A 23,774-nucleotide genomic window follows, 5' to 3' on the forward strand; every position below is an offset into this window, starting at 1 on the left:
CGCGCCGGCGAGCGCGCAGCCCCGCCCACGCGCTATTCGACGCCCTGCAACGCCGCCCGCTCGCTCGCCGTGCGGCGCGACGGCAGCGTGCGCGGCACCAGGCTGGTCACCAGCACCGAGCCGACCACCAGCAGCCCCGCGACCACCGCGAACCCGGCATACGGCGCGCCGGTACGTGCGAACAGGACGCCGACCAGCCACGAACTGAACGCGCCGCCAAGCGAACCCAGCATGCTGATCACCGCGATGCCCGCGGCCGCCGCCCGGCCGGTCAGCTGGGCAGCCGGAATCGTCCAGAACACGATCGGCACGGTGAACGCGCACAGCTGCGCAATCGCAAGCAAGGCCACGGTGATCCCTACATGGCCGACCGAGAAGCGCAGGAGCAGCAGACTGCACGCGGTGACGAGCATGCAGGCCACCGTATGCCAGCGGCGCTCGCCGGATCGGTCGGAACTCCATGCGATCGCCACGTTACCGATCATCGTGAAGACGGAAATCAGTCCGGACAACCAACCGATTCCGCTGACGCTCGCCACCCCGGCCGCCTTCAGCACCGTCGGCGACCAGAACGTCACCGTTCCCATCCCGACGTAGACGCAGAAATAGATCGCCGCAAGCCCCAGCACACGCGCGTTGCGAACGATGTCGAGCACGCCCGCCCGGTCATGGCCGACCACGGCCGACGCCCGCTCCGCGTCCAGATCGCGCAAGAGCGCCTGCCGGTCCGCAGGCGACAGCCATGCCGCCCGTTCCGGCCGGTCGCTCAGCATCAGCGGCGCAACCAGCCCGAGCGCGATCGCCGGCAATCCCTCGATCAGGAACAGCCACTGCCATCCGCGCAACCCCATCGTGTCCTGCAGGTGCGCCATGATCCAGCCGGACAGCGGCCCGCCGATCATCCCCGCGACCGGAACGGCGAGCAGCAGCACGCTGTTGACACGGGCGCGCACCGCATCCGGAAACCAGTAAGACAGGTACAGGATCAGGCCCGGAAAGAAGCCGGCCTCGGCGGCGCCGAGCAGAAAGCGCACCACGTACAGCGACACGCTGCCGGTCACGAACATCTGCGCCACCGTGCACAGGCCCCACAGCACCATGATCCGCATCAGCGTGCGGCTCGCGCCGATGCGCGCCAGCACCAGGTTGCTCGGCACCTCGAATGCGGCGTAACTGATGAAGAAGATGGCCGTCGCGGAGCCGAATACGGCTTCGCTCAAGCCGAGGTCCTGCAGGAACTGCAGCTTGGCGAAGCCGATGTTGACGCGATCGATGAAGTTGATCACGTAGCAGACGAACAGAAACGGAATCACGCGCAGCGCGATCCGACGATACAACAAGGCAGGGGGTGACTCGGACATGGACCGCTCCCGGTATGTGGACATGCGTCACGAACAAGCGAGGCGTTGCGAGGCAATTATACAAATCCCGTATTTCGGGATTTATTGGTAGTTAACATGAGAGAAGCCTTTGTGTGTCGCCTGCGCCATGCTGCCGGCCTTCATTCGTCAGTTTTGTAATCAAACCTCGATCTTGCTCGATCGCCTTGACCATGCAGCCCGCGTTACCAGGTCACGCGCGACGCCATGTGTAAACCCCACCTCAAAAATAAACTTAATCCCTTATAATGAGATTCATAAAAATACGATTGCCAACAACAGTCGTTTGTCGACATAGCTGCCCCCGAATTTCTTTCGGTTCGGTTACGCTCCGTCGCCTTCCGCACGGTGCTCGCTCGACAAGCACCCGCGGGCTTTTCGATCGCGTCACGCAGTGTTTTTTTCTGGATATGATCGTCGGCAGGACTGACCGTGTCGCACGCGCCTTCGGAAAGCCGTCCGGGTGGCGCGCGCATGGTGCGGTCGCGTTGCCCGCGCCCGCAGCATGAGCCGGCTTCGGCCGGCATCGAATTTGAAACGGAATGCATTCGCCACGCCATGAACCTGCGCGCTGAAACACTGTGCTTCTCGGATGTGTTCCTCCATTCCCAGGCGATCGTGAACTGGTCGCAGCACTACGACCAGATCAGTCCGGGCACCGCGACGACCACGCTGCGCCAGGTCGCCGCCCAGCGCTTTCACGTCTTTCGCGAACGCATCAACCAGCGCGTGATGCAGCACGGCCTCGCGCCGCGCGACCGGCTTTGCTTCGCGCTGCCGATCGCCAGTGCGGTCGCGCCGGTGGTCCAGGGGCGCACCGTCGAGCGCCCGAGCCTGCTGACGCTGCGCGGCGGCGAGGAGTTCGTCGCCCATCTGCCGTGCGACACCGAGGTGCTCGCGTTCACGATCGACCGCACGCTCACCGCCGATCGCGAGCTGGACGAACTCGCGAACCTGCCCGCCCGCATCCTGAAGCAGCCGGTGCTGCCGATCTCGCCCGCGCGCTACCGCAGCGCACTGGACGGCCTCGAACGCGTGCTGGGCCAGGCGCTCGACAGCGGTTCGCTCACCGCGCGCGATGCGTTCGACGAACGCGTGCTCGCGCACAGTGTCGTCGGCATCCTGCTCGATCTCGTGCAGTCCGACGATCCGGATGCGGGTGCACTGCCGTCGGCATCGACGCAAAGCTACATCGTGCGCCGCAGCCAGGAAATCGCACTGGAATCCGACGACGTGCCGACGGTGATCGATCTCTGTCACCACCTGCGGATCAGCCGCCGCACGCTGCAATACAGCTTCCAGAACGTGGTCGGCACCACGCCGACCGCCTACCTCCGCTCGATCCGGCTGAACGCCGTGCGCCGCTTCCTGATGACGACGCCCGACACGATGCGGATCGGCGACGCGGCGGCGCAATTCGGCTTTTGCCACTTCGGGCGCTTCTCCGCGTACTACCAGCAGCATTTCCACGAGCTGCCGTCGCACACGCCGCGCCTGAGCTGAGTGCGCGACAACCGCATGGCGGCGTCGCATCCGGGTAATCCCCTGCCGCTCCCGCGCATGCGGATTGCCGATTACGGACAACGCCCGTTTTTTCGGCACCGTAAATTTTTGTCGTCGGCCCTGCGCGCATGCGCGCTGCACCGCATCGAGCGGCCGTCCAGGCGCACACCCGTGTTCAGATCGAATCCCGGCGGCTACTTCTTGCTCCACTTGCGCGCGTGCTTCTGCGTGTCATTGCAGCAGTTCCGGACGTAGTTCACCGCACGGCTCTGCTTGTTGAGCAGTCCGTTGAGCGACTTCACCCGGTAGCGGCAGACAAGGATCATGCCGGTGATCCCGACCCGTGGAAGACGCTGCCTGTCAACCGCACGCCTTTCCTTCCCGCCATCAATGGCGGAGTTTCCCGGAGCAAATTCTGATGAACGAATCGTCACCCCGGTCCGAAGCGGGGCTCAGCAAGAACGCCGTCGGACTCTCCCACATCGTCTTCTTCGTCGTTGCCGCGGCCGCGCCGCTCACCGCGATGGTCGGCGCGACGCCCGCCGCGTTCTCGCTCGGCAACGGCCCCGGCGTGCCCGGCGTATTCGTGCTGGCGGGCGTCATGTACCTGATCTTCAGCATCGGCTATGCCGCGATGAGCCGACACATCTCCAATGCGGGCGCGTTCTATGCATACATCGCGAACGGGCTCGGACGCCCCGCCGGTGTGGGCGGCGCGTTCGTCGCGATCGTCGCGTACAACGCGGTGCAGATCGCGATCTACTGCATGTTCGGCTTCTTCCTGAACGACAGCATCCAGCGGCACTACGGCGTCGACGTGCCGTGGTGGGCATTCGCGCTCGCGTGCGTCGTCGCGGTCCACTTCTGCGGCGCGCGACGCATCGAGTTCAGCGGCCGGCTGCTCGGCATGCTGATGATCGGCGAAATCGCGATCGTGATGCTGCTCGATCTCGCGATCGTCGTGCACGGCGCGAGCGCCGGCGGCTTCAGCGCGAAACCGTTCAGCCCCGCGACGGTGTTCGCGCCCGGGCTCGGCACCGCGCTCGTATTCGTGCTCGGCTCGTACATGGGCTTCGAGGCGACGGCGATCTTCTCCGAGGAGGCGCGCGACCCGAAGCGCACGATTCCGCGCGCCACCTACCTGGCCGTGATCCTCATCATGGCGTTCTACGCGCTGTCGTCGTGGGCGATCGTCGAGGCCTGGGGCGAGCACGCGATCGCCGCGCAGGCCGCGCGCGATCCGGCCAATCTCTGGTTTGCCGTCAGCGGCCGGCTGCTCGGCGGCATCGCGACGGACGCGATGAACGTGCTGCTCGTCACGAGCCTGTTCGCGGCCATCCTGTCGTTCCACAACACGATCACGCGCTATTTCTACGCGATGGGTCGCGAACGCGTGCTGTGGCGCAAGCTCGGCCATACGTGCCCCGTGCATCGTTGCCCGGACGTCGCCGGCAAGGTGCAGACGCTGATCGCGCTCGCGGCTATCGCCGGATCGGCCGCGTTCCGCCTGGATCCGTTCGCGGTCGTGTTCTCGTGGATGAGCGCACTGGCCACGATCGGCATCATCGCGGTGCAGATCCTGGTGGCGGCGTCGGTGATCGTGTTCTTCGCGCGCGATCATCGGGACGCCGGCGTCGTGCACCGGCTGATCGCGCCGCTCGTCAGCGTGATCGCGCTCGGCGCGTGCCTCGTGCTCGTCGTGCGCAACCTGTCCGTGCTGAGCGGATCGGATTCGACCTTCGTCGCGATGTTTCCGTATTTCCTCGTCGCCGTCGGCGCGCTCGGCATCCGCGCCGCGCTGCGCTTGAAGCGCAGCGACCCCGACCTGTATCGCGAACTCGGGCGCGCCGCGCAGTAGTCGCTGCCCGGACGGTGCCGCGCCGCACCGTCGTCTCGTTGTTCACTCCCCGCGCATTTCCCGCTGCCGACGCGACGCGCCATGCGTCGCGCCGGCACGGGTATTCCCTATCCCGATCGCGCCTCAACGATTGCCGATAGCGGACAAGGCGCGCGTTTTCATCGACATACAGTGAATGCGACGTCGAAGCCGGACCACGGGCAGTTGCCATCGCCCTCACCCGTTCGGCCCGACGATTCGCCCCTGGGAAACACGGAACACCACGATGAAAATTCAGAATCTGATCGACGGCAGGCATTGCGACGCAGCGCCCGGCCGTACCTTCGAAAAGCTGGCGCCGGCGACCGGCGATTACGTTGCCGCCGTGCCCGCGTCGACCGCCGAAGACGTCGATCGCGCGGTGCGTGCCGCGCACGCCGCGCTGCACGGCGACGCGTGGGCACGCGCGGGCGGCTCGGCCCGGGCTCGCTGGCTGCTTCGGCTGGCGGACCTGGTCGAGCGCGACCGTGACGCGCTGGCGGAATGCCTGGCCGTCGAACAGGGGCGCCCGCTTGCCGAGATGCGGATGATGGACCTGCCGATGTGCATCGACACGCTGCGCTACTTCGCCGGCTGGGCCGACAAGCTCGAGGGCCGCACGATTCCGACCGACGGCTTCATGGGCCGCCCGACGCTCAGCTACACGCGGCGTGCGCCGGTGGGCGTCGCCGGTCAGATCATCCCGTGGAACGCGCCGTTGATGATCGCGGTGTGGAAGCTCGCGCCGGCGCTCGCGGCCGGCTGCCCGGTGGTCATCAAGCCGTCGGAGGACGCGCCGCTGGCCGTCGCCCGGCTCGGCGAGCTCGTCTGCGAAGCCGGCCTTCCCGCCGGAGTCGTCAACATCGTCCACGGCGTCGGCGCGGAAGTCGGCGCCGCGCTGGTCGCGCACCCGCTCGTGAACAAGATCAGTTTCACCGGCAGCACCGAAGTCGGCCGCGCGATCGCGGGCGTGGCAGCGAAGACCTTCAAGCGCGTCACGCTCGAACTCGGCGGCAAGGCCGCGCAGATCGTGTTCGCGGATGCCGATCTAGACCGTGCGATTCCGTCGCTGGTGGCCGGCATGTTCGCGAACCAGGGGCAGACGTGCGCGGCCGGCTCGCGCGTGCTCGCGCACCGCTCGATCGCGCAGGCACTCGAAGAACGGCTTGCCGACGCGGCCCGGGCGATGCGCATCGGTCCGCCGTCGGAGCCCGGCGTGCAGATGGGCGCGCTGATCAACCCGCGTCACCTCGCGCGCGTGCGTGCGCTCGTCGACGGCGCGCTCGCCGAAGGGGCCGTCATGCTCGCCGGCGACGAACAGGTGCCGCCGCGCGGCTGCTTCATGCGCCCGACGATTCTGGGTGGCGTCCATCCCGGCATGCGGATCGCCCGCGACGAAGTGTTCGGCCCGGTCGGCATGGTCATGCCGTTCGAGACAGAGGACGACGCCGTTCGCATCGCCAACGACACGCCGTTCGGCCTGTCCGCTTCGGTGTGGACGCAGGACGTCGGCACCGCGCACCGCGTCGCCGAGCGGCTCGACGTCGGCGCGGTCGCGATCAATGCATGGAGCCCGATCGACGCACGCCTGCCGTGGGGCGGCACCAAGCAAAGCGGGATCGGGCGCGACCTGTCGAAGGCCGCGCTCGATTCGTACCTCGAGGAAAAGATCGTCACCGCAGCCCTGTGATCCCGCGGCGCACACCGCGCCGCCATCTGTTCAAGCACTTCGTAAGAGAGACGAGAGACACCATGGACTATCAAAAGCGTCAAAAGCGATTCTGGCACCCGATGAGCTCGGCGGCCGCCGGACATACGACCCCCACCGTGATCATCGCGCGCGGCGACGGCAACTACGTGTACGACGTCGACGGCCACCGCATGCTCGACGGCGTCGGCGGACTGTGGAACGTCAACGTCGGCCATAACCGGCCGGAGGTGAAAAGCGCGATCGCGCGCCAGATGGACGAGCTGTCGTACTACCAGACTTTCGACGGCGTCGCCCATCCGCGCGTCTACGACCTGGCCGACCGCCTGTGCGCGATGTTCGCGCCGGAAGACATGCAGCGGGTGATGTTCGGCAGCGGCGGCTCCGACGCGATCGAGACCGCGCTCAAGATGGCGCGCCAGTACTGGGTCGCCGCGGGCGAGCCGTCGCGCACGAAATTCCTGTCGCTGCGCAACGGCTATCACGGCGTGCACATGGGCGGCACGTCGATCGGCGGCAACGGCGTCTACCATTACAATCACGGTCCGCTGCTGCCCGGCTGCGTGCTGCTCGACACGCCGTGGCTTTATCGCAATCCGTGGAATTGCGAAGATCCGCACCAGCTCGTCGAGCACTGCATTCGGCAGCTCGAGGAAACGATCGCGTTCCACGGCCCGCAGACCATTGCCGCGTTCGTCGCCGAGCCGGTGCAGGGCGCGGGCGGCCTGATCGTCCCGCCAGCCGATTACTGGCCGCGCGTGCGGGCCGTATGCGACCGCAACGGCATCCTGCTGATCGCCGACGAGGTGGTCACCGGCTTCGGCCGCACCGGCAGCCTGCTCGGCAGCCGCGGCTGGGGCGTCGCCGCCGACATCCTGTGCGTCGCCAAGGGCATTTCCGCCGGCTACGTGCCGCTTGGCGCGACGCTGTACAACGGGCGCATCGCCGACGCGATCGAGCATGGCGCGGGCTTCTCGCACGTGGTCATGCACGGCTATACGTACAGCGGGCATCCGCTCGCGTGCGCCGCGTCGCTCGCCGTGCTCGACATCGTCGAGGCCGAGGATCTGCCGGGCAATGCGGCGCGGGTCGGCCAGCGCCTGCTCGAGCAGTTGCTGCCGCTGAAGGCCGACTTCGAGACCGTCGGCGACGTCCGCGGCAAGGGGCTGATGCTGGCGCTCGATCTGGTGACCGACAAGGCCAGCCGCACGCCGCTCGATCCGGGCCAGGGGTTCGCCGCCCGCGTGGCCGATGCCGCACGCCGGCGCGGCGTGCTGGTGCGGGCGATCGCGAACAAGGTGGTGATGTCGCCGCCGTTGACACTGCGGCAGGACGAAGCCGACTTCATCGCGGTGACCCTGCGCGAAGCGCTGCAGGAATGCTGCGCGGATTCGCTGGCGATCGCCTGAGCGCGCGAACCCGCCCGGCGCACGGACTTTTCGCCGAAGGCTCGTGCGCGTCGCCATCCGGCCTCGGTTCGACGAAGATCGGTGCGGTACGTCGAAATAGACGGTCGGCGCCCCGCCTGTCGCAGTGTCGTTTCAAAGGAAGACAAGTCAAATGGAAAACCAGACCATTGCATACACGGTGGAGAAATACCCGCTCGCGCTTCGGCTCCTGCACTGGGTCAGGGCGATCCTGATCGGTGCGCAGCTCTGGACCGGATGGACGATGGTCCGGCTCGACGACAACCTGCCGGCCAGGTTCGACTGGTACTATCCGACCCACAAGGAGTTCGGCGTGCTCACGCTGCTGGTGGTCGTCACGCAACTGGCAATTCGCTCGATGAAGCCGTTGCCGCCGCTGCCGTCCACCCTGCCGACGCTCGATCGCAAGCTCGCCAGGATCGGCCATTACCTGCTGTACGCGCTGGCGATCGTGGTGCCGCTGATGGGCTATTCGATGTCCAGCACGTATACGCAGAGCGACGGCGTGCCGTTCTTCTTTTTCCGCGTACCCGAGCTGTTGCCGAAGAACGACCATTGGTTCGAGGCGTTTCAGTGGTTGCACAAAACGCTCGCCTATACGTTGCTCGCGCTCATCGTGCTGCATGTGCTTGGCGCGCTGAAACATCGGTTCTTCGACCGCAACCCGGAAAACGACGTGCTGCGGCGGATGCTGTAACGCCGCCGCCACGCGGAACCGCGCGCCCGGCGAGGTTCCGTATTCGGTCCGCCGCGATCGCGGCGGGCCTCCTTTCTTCAAATTTCATATTTCGTTTTACTAACTACAAGCGGACACGCTGCACGCGTCCGGTGCCGACGCACGCCGTCGGAAACCGTGCCGCGCCGCGTGGGCCGTCCACACCTGGAGATCGACGATGAAGAAGATGATGGCGGCCGTATCGGCCGCGAGCGCCATGGGATTCGGCCTGACGGCCCATGCGCAAAGCACCGTGACGCTGTACGGCCTGATCGACGAAGGCGTCAATTTCACGAGCAACGCGGGCGGCAGCAAGGCTTACCAGATGGTCAGCGGCGATACCGTCGGCAGCAACTGGGGGCTGAAAGGCACCGAGGATCTCGGCGGCGGGCTGAGAGCGCTGTTCCAGCTCGAGAACGGCTTCAATGCGAGCACCGGCGCGCTCGGCGTGACGTCGCGGATGTTCGGCAGGCAAGCCTACGTCGGGCTCGATTCCGACCGGTTCGGCACGCTCACGTTCGGCCGCCAGTACGACCCCACGCTCGACATGTGGAGCCCGTTCACGGCCACCGGCAACTGGCTCGGCGACTTCGGCGCGCACCCGTACGACAACGACAACGCCGATTGGGACTACCGCATCCAGAACAGCGTCAAGTACGTGTCGCCCTCCTACGCCGGCTTCAAGGGCGAAGTGCTCTACGGGCTCGCCAACCAGGCGGGCGGCTTCGCGCGGAACCGCGTCTACAGCGCCGCCGTGCAGTACCAGGCGGGCGCGTTCTCCGCCGCCGTCGCATATCTGAAGGCCAACAACGGCGGCGCAACCGCGGGCGGTGCATTGTCGAGCGACGATACGGTCTTCAGCGGCCGCTCGCAGCAGAACATCGACGCGGGCGCATCGTACAAGTTCAGCGACAAGCTGACGTTGTCCGCCGCGTATTCGCACGTCGACGTGACCAACCCCGAGTCGAATCTGTACTTCGCGAACCAGCCGGCGGCAGGCTCGCAGAACGCGTGGAAATTCGACAACTTCGAGGTCAGCGGCCAGTATTTCTTCCGGCCGGACCTCTGGCTCGGCGCCGCCTATACGTACACGCATGCGCATGTCGCGACGGCGGCGGGCGATGCGTCGCCGAATTGGCACCAGGCATCGATGATGCTCGACTACGATCTGAGCAAGCGGACCTCGACGTACATCCAGGGCGCGTACCAGCATGCAACCGGCCATACCGGCACCGACTTCGACTACGCGCACGTGCTCGGCACGGCCGGACAATCGTCGGGCCGCAACCAGCTGGCGTTGCGCGTCGGGATGATGCATCGGTTCTGAACGTGGCGGAAAAACACGGGCTCGCGCGCGGCGTACCCGGCAGCCCGTGTTTTTCGCGCGTCGTCAGAACTGATGCCGCAGGCCGAGCCGAACCGCGGTCTGCGTCGAGCCGGTCGCCGCCCCGCCGAGCGCCGCCTCGACCTGCGCGCCATACGCACTGTCGTGCCCGCGTGCGAATACCACGTAAAGGCCGGACCGTTTCGACAGCGAATAGTCGGCGCTCAACGTGATCTGGTTGGCCGAGCCGATGTCGCCGCCGCGCTGCTGGTACTGGAAGCCGCCACCCAGTTGCAACGACGGCGTGACCGAATAGGTCAGCCCGGCGTCGTAGGTCGTGGCCCGCAGCGGCGCGGCGGCGCTGATCCGCACGTCCGACACCATGCCGAAGACGCGAAACGGCCCGACGTTGTAGCCGGCACCACCCGAGACATTGCGCAGATTGCCGCCGGCCGTCACGTCGTGCTGGCCGAAATAAGCGAGCGCGGCGCTGAACGCGCCTTGCGTGTAGGACAGCATCGCGCTTTGCACGCTGCTGCGCGCGACCGTGCCGGGCACGTTGCCGAACCCCCACAGGCCGCCGAACGCCACACCGCCGAATGTCGGGCTCACGTACTTAACCGCATTGTTCACCTGGACGCCCCACACGCGGTTGTCGAGCGCACCGCCCGCCGACGCGTTCGCCGGCAACCCCCACGCGAGCAGGCCGGCCGGCGTGTTCGCGCCAGTCGCGAAGGTCGGCATGAGATCGCCGACGAAATCGAACTGGCGCCCGAGCGTCACGGTCCCCCAGTCGCCGCCGAGCCCGATGTAGGCTTGCGAACTGAACGCGGAGCCGGGCACGGTCAGCGCGCCGTCGGAGGTCTGGAACTGGCTTTCGAGCCGGAACACCGCGAAATTGGCGCCGCCGAGATCCTCCCTGCCTGTGAGGCCCCACACGTCGTTGCGCGACACGCCGGCCTGCAACGCGAGCTGACGCCCGCCACGTGGCGCGGACGCCACGTCGCTCGTATAGGTCACGCCCGTGTCCAGCGAGCCGTAGAACGTCACGCTCGATTGCGCGAACGCCGGTGCGACGGCACCGCAGCCGCACCATGCCACCATCCGGAACCACCCTTTCATCTGCTTCTCCTCATCGAATTTCACCGGCCGATGCGCGCGTGAACCGACCGGCGCGGCAGCAACGTCGATCCAGTGTTATTTCATCGTTTAAAATAGGAATCCATATCAATGGATGTCGAAACGAACCACGTCGACGCGGCCCGCACGCTTGCCGCGCATGCACGGATGCGGCTCCGGTAGCCGCCCGCACGACTTAAGTTAGACTACGGCCTGTCGCCCGCGGCCCGCGGCGCTGCATGCCGTGCCGCAGCGCGGCAACCCGAAACCGCATTCGTCGTTCACGTTCCATAGCCGCAAGCCGTCTGATCCCGGATTACGTCATGTCGAGCCTCACCAAAATGCTGTCCATCCTCGACGTCTTCTCTTCGTCCGCGACGTCGATGACCGCCGAGGAAATCGCCGAGCACATGGGCTTTTCGCGCACCACGTGCTATCGCTACGTGAAGGAACTGGCATCCGTCGGCCTGCTCGTCGGCACCAACGGCCGCTATACGCTGGGCCCGCGCATCATCCACCTCGACTACAACATGCGGCAGTCGGACCCGACGCTCACCGCCGCGAAGCCCGTCATCCAGAAGCTGGTCCAGGTCACCGGCGGCGATGCGCTCGTGTCGACGCTGTTCGACGAGCAGATCATCAACGTGATGCACGAAACCGGCGCCGAGAACCTGCAACTGGGCTTCGGCCGCGGCCGCATCATGCCGCTGTTCCAGGGCGCTTCGTCGAAGGTGATCGTCGCCGCGATGTCGCGTGCGCGGCTGAAGCGCCTGCACGAACGGCACAACGCCGAGCTGGGCGAGTTCGCGGCCGACTGGACGCAGTTCTGGCGCGCCTGCCAGCAGATCGTCGACGCGGGATACTGGATCTCGCGCGGCGAACTCGACGCCGGGTTCGTCGGTATCGCCGCGCCGATTCGCACCGCCAGCAGCGGCGAAGTCAACAGCAGCCTGTCGCTGGTCTTTCGCGCCGAACACTTCGCGCTGTTCGACGAGCACGTGCTCGGCAAGCTCCTCATCGACGCCACCGCCCGGATCGGCGACGCCACCTGAGCATGCGCACGGCATCGCGAACGATGCCATGCCCGGCCGCCCACGTGCGCACGATCAGTTCATCTGCGTGATGAACTTGGTGACGAGATAGCCGTCGAACGCCTCCGTGCCGCCCTCGCTGCCGAAACCGCTGTCCTTCACGCCGCCGAACGGAATCTCCGCCGGCCCCATCCCGAAGTGATTGATGTTGACCATGCCGGCTTCGAGCGCGCGGCCGATCCGGTGCGCATTGCGCGCCGACGTCGTGAATGCGTACGACGCAAGGCCGAACGGCAAGCGGTTCGCCTCGTCGAGCGCCTCGTCGAGCGCGTCGAACGGCACGATCCCGACGATCGGGCCGAACGGCTCCTCGTTCATCAGCCGCGTATCGCACGTCGGGCCCAGTACGACCGTCGGCGCGAAGTAGTGCCCTGGCCCGCCCACGCGCGTCCCGCCGCACGCGATCTCCGCCCCTTTTGCCTTCGCGTCGGCAACGAACGCGTCGATCTCGGATACGCGTCGCGCATGCGCAAGCGGCCCCATCGTGGTCGCCTCTTCCAGCCCATAGCCGACGCGAATCTTGCCGACCGCCTCGAGATACGCGCCGACGAACCGGTCGAACACCGGGCGCTGCACGAAGAAACGCGTCGGCGACACGCAAACCTGCCCGGCATTGCGAAACTTGTACGCGGCCAGCATCGTCGCGGCGCGCTCGATTTCCGCGTCCGCGCAGACCAGCACCGGCGCATGCCCGCCCAGCTCCATGGTCATGCGCTTCATGTGCGACGCGGCGAGCGCCGCCAGTTGCTTGCCGACCGGCACCGAACCCGTGAACGAGATCTTGCGCACGAGCGGCGACTCGATCAGCTGCGCGGACACGTCGGCCGGCACGCCCCAGACGATGTTCAGGCAGCCCGCGGGCAAGCCGGCATCGTGAAAGATGCGCGCGAGCGCGACGATCGCGCTCGGCGATTCCTCCGGCCCTTTCAGCACCAGCGTGCAGCCCGACGCAAGCGCGGCCGCGATCTTGTGCATCGCCTGGCTGAACGGAAAATTCCACGGCGAGAACGCCGCGCACACGCCGATCGGTTCGCGCAGCACCGTCTGCGCGACGTCCGGCGAGCGCGACGGCACGACGCGGCCATAGGTACGACGCCCCTCCTCCGCATGCCATTCGAGCTGCTCGGCGGACGACGCGACCTCGGCGATCGCCTCGCGAAGCGGCTTGCCCTGGTCCATCGTGATGTGACGGCCGATCGCGTCGGCCCGCTCGCGCACCAGCGCAGCCGCGCGGCGCAGGATGTCCGAGCGCGCGAGCGGCGACTCGCGGCGCCACGTCGCGAACGCGCGATGCGCGGCGCGCACGGCGGCGTCGATATCGTCCGGCGTCGCATGCGGCAAGTCGCCGAGCACGCTGCCGGTTCCCGGATCGAGCACGGGCTGCATGCGGCGGCCGTCGGCCTGAAGGAACCGGCCGTCGATATATAGATGGAGGGACGCGTAATCGCGTTGCGCATCAGGCGTCATGCGGGAAGTCAGCGGCGTAAACGGAATCAAGACGGATACCTCGGTAGGAACTGCACGATGCATGATGGCCAGGGCGACGATCGCGTCACGCGGCCGGCGGCGGTGCGCGCAGCAGGCCGCCGATCTCCTGTCGGAGGATCTGGTTTTCCTGCCGGACGAGCAGATGCCGGACCTTGCCGCGAAACGTCCTGAACTCGGGATCGGCCATCAGCACGGCACGACGCCGGGCCCGATCGTCCAGCGAATCGAAGGCCCACAGATAGACGAGCTGGTTCAGCGGTCCGATTTCCGTCGCGAAACAGCCGACCATCGTGCCGAGCGCGTGCTCCTGCGGCACGCGGCCGCATTCCGCATAGAGCCGCAGATACTCGGTGACGCCGCCCGGCACCAGCGTGTAGGTGCGTTGCTCAACAAACATCCGCGGTCTCCCGTTGACGCGGTGCAAACGTCCGAAACGCCGCGGTGACGCCTGCGATGCCGCCGGCATCCGTCTGCGCGGCCACGTAGCGGTCGGGGCGCACGACCACGAGCGGGCCGCGATGCCGGTCGAACCACGTCGCCAGCACGTTGTCGACGTCCTCGACGCACACGCTGCCGTGCGCGCTGGTCACACGCCGTGCGCGGCCGGTCCCGCTACGCGAGCGGTTGACCTGAACGAAGGTCGCGCCCAGCGCCGTCCAGTACGCGCGATCGTCGTCGCTCAGGCACGCCTGCGGATCGCATTGCCAGCCGACGATCGAAAACCGCGGGCCGAGCACGTCGTCGAGCTTGCGGCGCACGCCATCGGCGGTTTCGATGTCGGGCTGCGCGATCATCCTGCCCGCCGCGTCGCCCGGCGCGCCCGGCAGCACGACGCCGCGCGTATAGCTCGGCATCGGCTTGAAGCGCATCTGCAGCACGTAGTCCTTCAGGCCCGGCGCATATCGCGCGAGCCCGAGGAACCGGTCGCGCAGAAACGCGACGGCCCGGTTGGTCGGCATCAGCATCGCGCCGAACGTGTCGGCGAGATCGATCATCGCCTTCGCGTGGTCGCGGCGTTCCGATTCGTAGGTAGGGATCACGCCGGGATCCAGCGTGCCGTTCACGACGCCTGCCAGTTTCCACGCGAGATTGCCGACGTCGCGCAAGCCCGCATTCAGGCCCTGGCCGATCCACGGCGGGCTCAGGTGGGCGGCGTCGCCGACGAGCGCCACGCGGCCCGCCACGAAACGCTCGGCCACGCGAGAATGGTGCGTATAGGTTCGTGCGCGCACGATCTCGATACGATCGACGTCGTCGACGTACGGCGCGATCAGCGCGCGGATCGATTCCGGCCGGGCGATCGCCTCGGCGTCCTCGTGCGGGAATACGAGAAACTCCCAGCGCCGGAAATTGAACGGCAGATAGATGCATACGTTCGGGCGGCGCGGGTCGCAGTTCAGCGCCGTGCACGGCTGGTCGAGCCCGGCGTTCTTCACGTCGACCACGACCCATTTGATCGGGTGCGTCGTGCCGGCCAGCTTGATGCCGAGCCAGTCGCGCATCGGGCTGCGCCCGCCGTCGGCCGCCACGACGTAATCGGCGTCGAGCGCATACTGCCGGCCGTCGGCGTCGCGCACCTGCAACGTGACGCATCGGTCGTCCTGCTCGACGCCGACCACTTCCTCGCCGGTCCGCAGCGCGACGTGCGGATAGCGCGCCAGCCCGGCGCGCAGCGTGTGTTCGGCCAGTTGCTGCATGAAGATGTTGCGGCGCCACCAGCCGAATTCGCGCATCGACGGGCGGATGTCGGCAAAGCATTCGCCGTTCGCCTTGAACATGCGCAACGGTACGTTCTGGATGATGTCGCGGCTCAATTCGTCGGCGAGCCCCGCGGTCTGAAACATCCGCAATGCTTCGTCGTCGATGCCGACCGCGCGCGGAAAATCGACGATGTCCGCCGCCTTCTCGATGATCACCGTCGCGACGCCGTAAAGGCCGAGCAGATTCGCCATCGCGACGCCGTTCGGCCCCGCGCCGACGATCGCGACCGACGTCCGGTTCCGGTTGTTCGCTTTCATTCGCCCACGCCTCCGCTGCGCCATGCAGGATCGTCGAGACGATCGAGCCACGACCGCAATGCACGATTGAACGCATCGGGCTGATCGTCGTGGACGTAATGCGTCGCGCCGGGAATGTCGATCCGTTCGATTTCCGCATTGGCTGCCGCCATTTCCGCCGCCACGTCTGCGGACAGGAAATCCGAGTCGCCGCCGCGCAACAGCAACGTGGGCACGTGCAGGTTGAGGATCAGCGGCCACAGATGGACGAGCTGCTCCGGCGTCGCAGCCAGCCGTGCGGCCGCGATCCCTTTCGCGTCGTGCCGCCAGACGATCCGGCCGGCCTCGCCTTCTTTCAGCGAGTGCTCGAGGCGCGAATCGAGCGCGGATTCCGTGATGTTCGGCCGCTGGCGTCGCCAGAACGCGCGCGCGTCGTCCCACGACGCGAACGCGTCCGGCGTTTCCTTCAGCTCGCGCTTGATGCGCTCGGAGCCTTGCGAACCGGCCGACGCGCCCGGGCCCATGTCCTCGATCACGAGGCCGGCGAGCCGGTCCGGATTCGATGCCGCGTAGACGAACGCATTGGCGCCGCCCATCGAGTGCCCGACCAGCACGAATCGTCGCAGATCGAGTTCACGCACCAATGCGTCGAGATCGCGCACGTAGGCCGCCGCGTAATAATCCCGCCGCGGATCCCAGTCGCTCAGCCCGCGCCCGCGCTGATCGAGCGCGACGACCCGGTAGCGGTCGACCAGCGCAGCGGCGACGGGCGCCCAGGTATGCGCGTAACTGCGCAAGCCGTGCAGCATCACCACGGTCGGCGCATCGTCGCGCCCCCAGCTCACGTAGTGCAGCCGCAATCCATCGTTGTCGATCCAACCATCCTTGGCGGACGCCGTGTTCATCATGTGCTCCTCGTCCGGCATGCGCTCAGACCAGACCGTCGCGACCGACGATCTCGCTCGCCTTCAGGCCGCCGAGCCGTGCATGCAGCCGCCCGCGCGTCGCGAACGCGAAGATCACCAGCACTTCGTCGTCGTTCGGCGCGTCGGGAAACAGGCACGTCACCGTGTCGTAGTGCGAACGTACGTAGAGTGCATCCTTGTGCGCGAGCGGCACGTCGATCACCGTATTGATCGGGCCGCGCTTGCCGCTCGACGGCACCCACGATTTCCCGCCGCCCAGCGCCGCGCGGATCGGCTCCGCGAAGATCGACGTGAGGAACGCGTTGCCGTGTTCGTATTCGCCGGCCGAACCGACCAGGCACGCCTTGCCGTAGCTCTCGATCGCGCGCCCGTCGGCAAGCGACTCGATGCGTCGCGCAAACTCCTTGCCGAGCGCGGGCGACGGGCGCACGAGGTCGTCGAGGTTTTCGCTGAATCGCCCTGCATACGGATTGTGAACGGCCGCGGCGATCACGATCTTGCGCAACGGCTCGCCGTCCGCGAGCTGGCCGGTTTCGTTCGCGAGCGAATCCTCGATCTGCGTGTACCACTTGCGGATGTGAAAGCCTTCGAAATTGGCGGTCTTGCTCATTTGCATTCCTATATAAAATGTCGATGATGCGGATGGAAAGGTGGCGGCTCAGTCGAAGTCGAACAGCGGTTCGAGCTGGAAGGGATCGCTCGGCGCGTTGTATCGATGCAGCACGCGCTTGCCCTCTTCGTCGTCCGTGACCATTTCGCAGAAGAATTCGAGCCGGTTGCCGTCCGGGTCCGTGAAATACACGCCGATCCCGACCTTGTGATCGGTGATCTTGACGATCGGCACGTCGCGGCGAATCAGCATCCCGTACAGGCGGCGCAATTCGGTCAGCCCGCCGGCGATTTCGAGGCCGTAGTGCTGCAGGCCGATCGTGCCGAGTTCCGCATCGGATGCCGCGCGAATCAGCGCGATATCGTGGTGCTTCTGGCCGAACGACATGAACACCCACTGCTCGCCGCGCGCGGTTTCCGTCATGCCGAGCACCTCGGCGTACCAGATGCTCGAGCGAACGGGATCGCGTACGAACAGCGACAGGTGGGTGCGCTGCACGCGCGGCGTCGGCAACGGCAGGCCGCTCGCGTTCGCACGTTCGGCGCGTTGGCGGATATCGGACGGTGTCATCGTTCGCTCCGCTCAGTGGGTCGACTGCGCGTGGGCGGCCAGCGGCGCCTCGAACGGCGTCCACGCGACCGCCGTGATCTCGCTGAAATCGCGCCATTCCTTGGTCCAGCTCCGGCCGCCGTCGCGCGAGCGGAACAGGTGCCCGTACTTGGTGCCCGCATACACGAGCGCCGGTTGGGCCGCGTGCACGCCGAACGCCCAGAACGTGGAGTTCGGCGGCGTGTGCAGATCCGTCTCGTGCCACGCGTAACCGCGATCGGTCGAGCGGTAGATGCGGCTGCGGCTGCCCGGCGTGCCGTCGCCGATCGCCATCAGCAGGTCGCCTTCCGGCTCCGGCAGTTGCACGACGGTGCGCGTGTAGTACAGCCCGTCGAAGCGGTCGCGCGACAGCTTGCCGTCCCACGTCAGGCCGTCGTCCTCGCTCACGTACACCGCGTTGACCGTCAGCAGCACCGTGGTCTTCGGCCGGCCTTGCGTGGCGGACAGGACGGCGATCGCGTGAATGTCGCTGTTGCGGATCGCGGTGCCGGGGCCGTCCACGCGTGTCCAGCTCGCGCCGGCATCGCGGCTGCGCCACGCGCCGCCCTCCTCCACGCCGTACCAGACGTTGCGGCTGTCGTCCGGGTCCACGCAGATCGTCAGCAGCCGCGGCCGATTGACGCCCGAGCAAAACTCCGGGAGCTCGGACGCCGTTCGCGCCCACGTCGCGCCCGCGTCGTTCGACTTGTAAAGCGCGGCGCGCGACGGCGCGCCGGTGCCCGCATAGAGCACCGCAGGGTTGGCCGGATCGATCGCGATCGACCAGACCGTCTGCCCGTTCAGCAGGTTGTCGGGCCGAAACCAGTGCGCGCCGCCATCGTCGCTGATGCACAGCCCCGAATCGGCGCCGGCATAGACGCGCGACGGCGTCGCGGGGCACACCGCGAGCGCGCGCACGATGCCGTCGAATTCGATCGGTTCGGCGAGCCCGAGGCGATGCCAGGTCTTGCCGTCGTCGTTCGAGCGCAGGATGCCTTGCCCGGCGGTGGCGACCAGTACGGTTGCGGTCATGAAGTGCTCCTTGTGTCAGAGAAAAATGCCGCGCGTGAGCCCGCCGTCGCAGCCGATCGATTCGCCGGTGATCGAGCCGGACTTCGGCGACGCGAGAAACGCGACGATCCACCCCATTTCTTCCGGCTGCAGCACGCGGCGGATCGGCGTGACCTTCACGTAGTTGGCCTCGACCTCCGCGGCCGTCAGCCCCTGCTTCTGCGCTTCCTTCTCGTAGAGCTCGTGGATATGCGGCGTCTCGACGACGCCCGGATGAATCGTGTTGACCGTGATGCCAAACGGTCCGAGCTGGTCGGACAGCGTCTTGGTCAGGTGCACGATCGCCACGTTGCGCATGCCGGACAGCTGCTTGCTGCCGCGGCCCGTCAGGCCGCCGATGTTGACGATCCGGCCGAAGCCGTTGCGCCGCATGTGGGGTGCGGCGGCCTTCGCGCAGCGCAGGTAGCCGACCACCTTGATGTCGATGTCCTGCAGCAGTCCCTGCGGGTCGGCGTGTTCGAGTTCGGTCCGCACGAGCCCGCCCGGATGCGCGGCGCCGTTCAGCAGGATGTCGAGCCGGCCGAAACGCTCGACGCTCGCGGCCATCGCCGCTTCGATCGACGCCATGTCGGTCGTGTCCACCGTGACGGGGAGGATCGCGCCGGCCGCGTCGCCGAGCGGCGCGAGCGCCGTGCGAATCTCGGCGGCAGCCGCTTCGAGGTGTTCGATGCGTCGCGCGGCGATCGCGACGTTGACGCCTTCGCGCGCCAGTTCGAGCGCGACCGCCTTGCCGATGCCCATGCTGCCGCCGGTGATGAACGCGGCTTTTCCGTGCAGTTGCAGATCCATGTCGATGAAAGGTGAGAGTCGGGATTGAAGAAAGGAGCCGGTCCGCGATCAGGACAACTGCATTTCGATGAGCGTCGGCCCGTCGGTATGCGCGAGTGCGTCGTCGAGCGCTTGCACCAGCGCATGCGCGTCGCTCGCGCGTTGGGCCGGCACGCCGTAGCCGCGCGACAGCGCGAGCCAGTCGATCGGCGGGTCGTCCAGTTGCGTCAGGCGGCTCGCGTGCGGCGTGTCGGCCGGCAGGCCGCTGCGCGCGAGTTCGGTCTGCAGGATCCCGTAGCGCCGGTTCGATGCGATCAGCATCACGATCGGCAAACGCTCGCGCGCCATCGTCCACAGCGACTGGATCGTGTACTGCGCGCTGCCGTCGGACTGCAGCGCGAACACGCGGCGGTCCGGGCACGCGACGGCGGCGCCGAGCGCCACCGGCAGGCCCTGGCCGATCGCGCCGCCCGTGTTCGTCAAAATGGTGTGACGACGCGCGCGCGCCGATGCGGTCACGAACGGGTAGCCGCACGTGCCGCCTTCGATCGACACGATCGCGTCGTCGGGCAGCGCATTCGCGAGCACGCGGCCGACGGCCTGCGGCGTGAGCGGCCCGTCCTCCACGCGCCAGCGCTCGACGCGCACGCCCTCGTCGTTCGTTGCCGCGCCGATGCGATCGGCCAGCGCCTCCAGCGCGTCGTCCGCCGCATCGCCCGGCGTTGCCAGCGTCACGATGTCTTCGGGCCGCGCGAGTTCGCCCGGAATGCCCTCGTAGCCGAAGTAGGTGACGGGCGCGAGCGCGCCGGCCAGCACCACACGCCGGCCGGCCAGCGCCGCGAGCGCCGGCTCGGGGAAATAAGGCAGGCGGTCGATGTCCGGCAGGCCGCCGCCGCGCTCCGCCCGCGCAGGAAAGGTTTCGCTGAAACAGGTCGCGCCGGTGGCCGCCGCGATGCGTGCCGCCGCCCGCTGCCCGCGCGCCGACAGCGCGCGGGCGCCCATCAGCAGGACGGCGCGATGACCGCTGAGCAGCAGGTCGGCCACCTGTTCGACCCGAGCGGCATCGAACGTCACCGCGGCCGGCCGCACGACGGCGGGCCACGCCGCACCGCGCACCCGGGCCGACTGGAGATCGACGGGCAGCACGAGGGTCGCGACACCACGCCGCGCGCCCATCGCGGCCGAAATCGCGTCGGCCGTATCGGTCGCGAGATCCGTGTCGCGCGCCACGCTGCGATACCACACCGACACCGGACGGGCGAGCGATTCGATGTCCGACGTCAGCGGTGCGTCGTGCTTCAGATGCTCGCGCGTGTGATCGCCGACGATGTTCAGGATCGGCGTGCGGGCGCGGCGCGCATTGTGCAGGTTGGCAATGCCGTTCGCGTGGCCGGGCCCGAGGTGCAGCAACGTCATCGCGGGCTTGCCGGTCATGCGGCCGTAGCCGTCGGCCGCGCCCGTGCACACGCCCTCGAACAACCCGAGGATCGACCGCACGCCGGCCACGGCGTCGAGCGCACCGACGAACGGCATCTCCGTCGTGCCGGGATTGGCGAAACAGACGTCGACGCCGGCGTCTCGCGCGGTGGCGAGCACGACGCCCGCCCCGCTCCTTGCTTCGGTATCGCTGTCCAACTGTGGGATGTTCATGCGGCTGCTCGACGGGTTTGACTGAAGTGCTTTTACTGTAATCTCGAATTACGGGATTTGTCAAACTTCCTGCTTCGTATTTTTCAATTCATCAGGTTCCACGTTTACCCTGAATTTCTCGCAAATATTCGGCACAACGGAGGTCAAGGCGCCATTCGATCGTCAACACGACACGACACATTTCCCACAATTCGGAATTTCACGAAACGCCCACGCCAGATCGACCGCGTCCGCGCCGTGCACCGTTTCCCTTCCCGCATCCTTTCTCAAAATTACGATTGCAAATGCCTCTCATTTGCATTAAATTGCCGCGCAAATGTACTGTTTGGAACACAGATGTCGGCGCGAGGCCGCCCACCGTGCCCGAACGCGAACGACACAAAGAGGAGATGTATGAGCAGGAGGAACTGGGCGGCCGCACCGATGGCCATCGTCGTCGGCACGACCGGCATGGGCGCGGCCGACGCGCAGGAGACGTCGCTGCCCACGATCGAGGTGTCCGCGCAACGCGCGACGGCGCCGTTCCGCACGCGCGAATCGACGAGCGCGACGCGCAGCGAGGCGGACGTGATGGAGATTCCGTTCGCGGTCAGCAGCGTCGATACGACGCTGATCCAGACCGTGGCCGCCACCCGCGGCGACGATCTTTACGACTGGGTCGCAGGCGTCTCGCGCCAGAACAACTTCGGCGGCCTGTGGGACAACTACGCGGTGCGCGGCTTCGCCGGCGACGGCAACACGTCCGGCACCGACTACCTGGTCAACGGCTTCTCGTGGAATCGCGGGATGAGCGTGCCGCGCGACACCGTCAACCTCGAGCGCATGGAAGTGCTCAAGGGGCCGGCGTCCGCGCTGTATGGCCGCGGCGATCCGGGCGGGATCATCAGCTATACGACGAAGCAGCCGCAGTTCGCACGCGCGAACACCATCGGCGTGTCGGCCGGCAGCTACGGCGCACTGCGCCAGACCCTCGATTCGACCGGCCCCGTCACGAAATCGCTCGCGTACCGCTTCGTCGCGATGAACGAGAACAACGGCAGCTTTCGCGACACGGTGTCGAGCAAACGCTACCTGTTCTCGCCGTCGTTCACGTGGGACATCGGCGCGGACACGACACTGCACTACGAATTCGAGAGCGCGCGTCAGCGTGCGCCGCTCGATCGCGGCGTGCTGGCGGTCAACGGCCAGCTTGGCGCGATCCCCGCGTCGCGCTTTCTCGGCGAGCCGCGCGATGGCGACTACGACGTGCGCAACACGGGCCATCAGTTCACGCTCGAGCATCGCTTCGATTCAAGCTGGTCGATCAATGCCGGCGTCGCGCAACGCAACACCGACCTGTCGGGGCGCTCGTCCGAGGCCTTCGCATTGCAGCCGGACGGCCGCACGCTGTGGCGCCGCTACCGGCAAGTCGCGTTTCACTCGAACGATTTGCAAGGCCGCCTCGAAACCACCGGCACGTTCCGCACGGGCGGCATCGGCCATACGCTCGTGATGGGCGTCGATGCGTACCGCTTCAACTACGACCAGTTCGTCGCGCGCTCCACGCCGAGCGCCGCGGCGCCGTACGCGATCGACATCTTCGATCCGGTCTACGGCCAGCCCGCGCCGACGCCGCGCACCGCGACCAACCTGCTCGAACGCGATAACGGACAAGGCGTCTACGCGCAGGACACGCTCGCGTTCGGGCCGCACTGGAAGATCCTGGCCGGGCTGCGCTGGGACCGCTTCCATCAATCGATCGACAACCGCCTGAAGGGCGTGACGACGAGCCAGTTGCAGACCGCGGTGAGCCCGCGTATCGGCGTCGTGTATGAAATGAGCCCCGCGTGGTCGCTCTATGCGAACACCGCGTATTCGTTCCGGCCGAACAACGGCGCCGACGTCGGCGGCAACGCGTTCGATCCCGAAAAGGGCCACGGCTACGAAGCCGGCGCGAAATGGGCGGGTGCGCGCTCGCTCACGACCGTCTCGGCGTTCTACGTGACCAAGCGCAACGTGCTCACCGCCGATCCGGCGAATGCCGGCTTCTCGCGCGCGGCCGGCGAAGTGCGCAGCCGCGGCGTCGAATTCGAATGGAGCGGCGATCTCGGGCACGGCCTGCGCGGCATCGCCAACTTCGCGTACGTCGACGCCGAGGTCACGCGCGATACCGTGCTCGCGCCCGGCTCACGCCTCGTCGACGTACCGCGTCTGAGCGGCAGCGCGTTGCTGATGTACGAGACGACCCTGCCGTTCGCGGACAAGGCAGGCGCCGGCGCCGGCGTGATCTACGTCGGGCGCCGCGCCGGCAACACGGCCAACACGCAGGACGGCTTCGAACTGCCGGCCTACGCGACCGTGCAGCTGAACGGCTACGTTCAGGTCAACAAGCACCTGCGTGCGTCGGTCGTGCTGAACAACCTGTTCAATCGCACCACCTACGTCAGCTCGTACAACAGCCTGTGGGTCACGCCGGGCGCGCCGCGCAGCCTGTTCGCGTCGCTCGCCTATTCGTTCTAGGCCGGCCGGGACGGCTGACGCGACGCGCATCGCGC

The 23,774-nt window shown here is 67.2% G+C and carries 19 protein-coding genes and 1 pseudogene; 8 read left to right on the forward strand and 12 right to left on the reverse strand.

Annotation, left to right across the window (positions count from 1 at the left end):
• Positions 1-32 precede the first annotated feature (32 nt).
• Positions 33-1,361 (reverse strand): MFS transporter, encoded by a 1,329-nt coding sequence (locus CFB81_RS32560; protein WP_069620058.1) that lies wholly within the window; start codon positions 1,359-1,361, stop codon positions 33-35.
• A 576-nt stretch (positions 1,362-1,937) separates the two neighbouring features.
• On the opposite strand from CFB81_RS32560, the gene CFB81_RS32565 reads away from it, so the two are divergent.
• Positions 1,938-2,882, forward strand: a complete 945-nt coding sequence (locus CFB81_RS32565; protein ID WP_043887960.1) for a helix-turn-helix domain-containing protein — start codon at positions 1,938-1,940, stop codon at positions 2,880-2,882.
• Positions 2,883-3,007: 125 nt separating this feature from the next.
• On the opposite strand, the pseudogene CFB81_RS36925 reads toward CFB81_RS32565, so the two are convergent.
• Positions 3,008-3,208, reverse strand: a pseudogene (locus tag CFB81_RS36925) (RNA-guided endonuclease TnpB family protein); the annotation flags it as partial.
• 92 nt (positions 3,209-3,300) lie between these two features.
• On the opposite strand from CFB81_RS36925, the gene CFB81_RS32570 reads away from it, so the two are divergent.
• From CFB81_RS32570 to CFB81_RS32590, 5 genes are all read left to right on the forward strand, one after another.
• A complete protein-coding gene (locus CFB81_RS32570; protein WP_089437888.1) occupies positions 3,301-4,740 on the forward strand; it encodes an APC family permease in 1,440 nt (479 codons plus the stop codon).
• A 265-nt stretch (positions 4,741-5,005) separates the two neighbouring features.
• Positions 5,006-6,448 carry an aldehyde dehydrogenase gene (locus tag CFB81_RS32575; protein WP_089437889.1) on the forward strand — a complete coding sequence of 481 codons (1,443 nt, stop codon included), beginning with the start codon at positions 5,006-5,008 and terminating at the stop codon, positions 6,446-6,448.
• A gap of 62 nt (positions 6,449-6,510) precedes the next feature.
• Complete coding sequence (locus tag CFB81_RS32580) at positions 6,511-7,875, forward strand: aspartate aminotransferase family protein (protein WP_089437890.1); 1,365 nt, start codon at positions 6,511-6,513, stop codon at positions 7,873-7,875.
• A gap of 151 nt (positions 7,876-8,026) precedes the next feature.
• Positions 8,027-8,590 (forward strand): cytochrome b, encoded by a 564-nt coding sequence (locus CFB81_RS32585; RefSeq protein ID WP_089437891.1) that lies wholly within the window; start codon positions 8,027-8,029, stop codon positions 8,588-8,590.
• A 196-nt stretch (positions 8,591-8,786) separates the two neighbouring features.
• Positions 8,787-9,935, forward strand: coding sequence for a porin (locus CFB81_RS32590; protein WP_089437892.1), 1,149 nt, complete (start codon positions 8,787-8,789; stop codon positions 9,933-9,935).
• A gap of 63 nt (positions 9,936-9,998) precedes the next feature.
• On the opposite strand, the gene CFB81_RS32595 is transcribed toward CFB81_RS32590, so the two are convergent.
• On the reverse strand, positions 9,999-11,054 hold the full coding sequence (locus tag CFB81_RS32595) for a porin (protein ID WP_089438164.1): 1,056 nt from the start codon (positions 11,052-11,054) through the stop codon (positions 9,999-10,001).
• A gap of 320 nt (positions 11,055-11,374) precedes the next feature.
• Between CFB81_RS32595 and CFB81_RS32600 the strand changes: the two genes are divergently transcribed.
• Positions 11,375-12,103 carry an IclR family transcriptional regulator gene (locus tag CFB81_RS32600; RefSeq protein WP_069620052.1) on the forward strand — a complete coding sequence of 243 codons (729 nt, stop codon included), beginning with the start codon at positions 11,375-11,377 and terminating at the stop codon, positions 12,101-12,103.
• Between the two features lie 54 nt (positions 12,104-12,157).
• On the opposite strand, the gene CFB81_RS32605 is transcribed toward CFB81_RS32600, so the two are convergent.
• The 9 genes from CFB81_RS32605 to CFB81_RS32645 all read right to left on the reverse strand — a co-directional run bounded on the left by CFB81_RS32605 (position 12,158) and on the right by CFB81_RS32645 (position 21,240).
• Complete coding sequence (locus tag CFB81_RS32605) at positions 12,158-13,609, reverse strand: NAD-dependent succinate-semialdehyde dehydrogenase (RefSeq protein WP_179236133.1); 1,452 nt, start codon at positions 13,607-13,609, stop codon at positions 12,158-12,160.
• 85 nt (positions 13,610-13,694) lie between these two features.
• Positions 13,695-14,027, reverse strand: a complete 333-nt coding sequence (locus tag CFB81_RS32610) for an NIPSNAP family protein (protein WP_089437894.1) — start codon at positions 14,025-14,027, stop codon at positions 13,695-13,697.
• Positions 14,017-15,648: a bifunctional 3-(3-hydroxy-phenyl)propionate/3-hydroxycinnamic acid hydroxylase gene (locus tag CFB81_RS32615; protein WP_089437895.1), complete on the reverse strand. Its 1,632-nt coding sequence runs from the start codon at positions 15,646-15,648 to the stop codon at positions 14,017-14,019. Before CFB81_RS32615 ends, CFB81_RS32610 begins: the two co-directional genes overlap by 11 nt.
• The gene (locus CFB81_RS32620) at positions 15,645-16,532 is read right to left on the reverse strand and encodes an alpha/beta fold hydrolase (protein ID WP_179236135.1); all 888 of its coding nucleotides are present in this window, start codon (positions 16,530-16,532) and stop codon (positions 15,645-15,647) included. The genes CFB81_RS32615 and CFB81_RS32620 overlap by 4 nt, the downstream gene beginning before the upstream one ends.
• A gap of 25 nt (positions 16,533-16,557) precedes the next feature.
• A complete protein-coding gene (locus CFB81_RS32625; RefSeq protein WP_027809147.1) occupies positions 16,558-17,163 on the reverse strand; it encodes an amino acid synthesis family protein in 606 nt (201 codons plus the stop codon).
• 48 nt (positions 17,164-17,211) lie between these two features.
• Positions 17,212-17,733, reverse strand: a complete 522-nt coding sequence (locus tag CFB81_RS32630; RefSeq protein ID WP_089437897.1) for a VOC family protein — start codon at positions 17,731-17,733, stop codon at positions 17,212-17,214.
• A gap of 12 nt (positions 17,734-17,745) precedes the next feature.
• Positions 17,746-18,783 carry a sialidase family protein gene (locus CFB81_RS32635; protein WP_089437898.1) on the reverse strand — a complete coding sequence of 346 codons (1,038 nt, stop codon included), beginning with the start codon at positions 18,781-18,783 and terminating at the stop codon, positions 17,746-17,748.
• 15 nt (positions 18,784-18,798) lie between these two features.
• Entirely contained in the window at positions 18,799-19,611 is an 813-nt protein-coding gene (locus CFB81_RS32640) for an SDR family NAD(P)-dependent oxidoreductase (protein ID WP_069620045.1), read from the reverse strand.
• A gap of 48 nt (positions 19,612-19,659) precedes the next feature.
• Positions 19,660-21,240 (reverse strand): acetolactate synthase large subunit, encoded by a 1,581-nt coding sequence (locus CFB81_RS32645; RefSeq protein ID WP_089437899.1) that lies wholly within the window; start codon positions 21,238-21,240, stop codon positions 19,660-19,662.
• A 393-nt stretch (positions 21,241-21,633) separates the two neighbouring features.
• Between CFB81_RS32645 and CFB81_RS32650 the strand changes: the two genes are divergently transcribed.
• Positions 21,634-23,739: a TonB-dependent siderophore receptor gene (locus tag CFB81_RS32650; protein WP_089437900.1), complete on the forward strand. Its 2,106-nt coding sequence runs from the start codon at positions 21,634-21,636 to the stop codon at positions 23,737-23,739.
• Positions 23,740-23,774 lie beyond the last annotated feature (35 nt).

The sequence above is a fragment of the Burkholderia sp. AU28863 genome (assembly GCF_002223195.1).
Lineage (GTDB): Bacteria > Pseudomonadota > Gammaproteobacteria > Burkholderiales > Burkholderiaceae > Burkholderia > Burkholderia sola.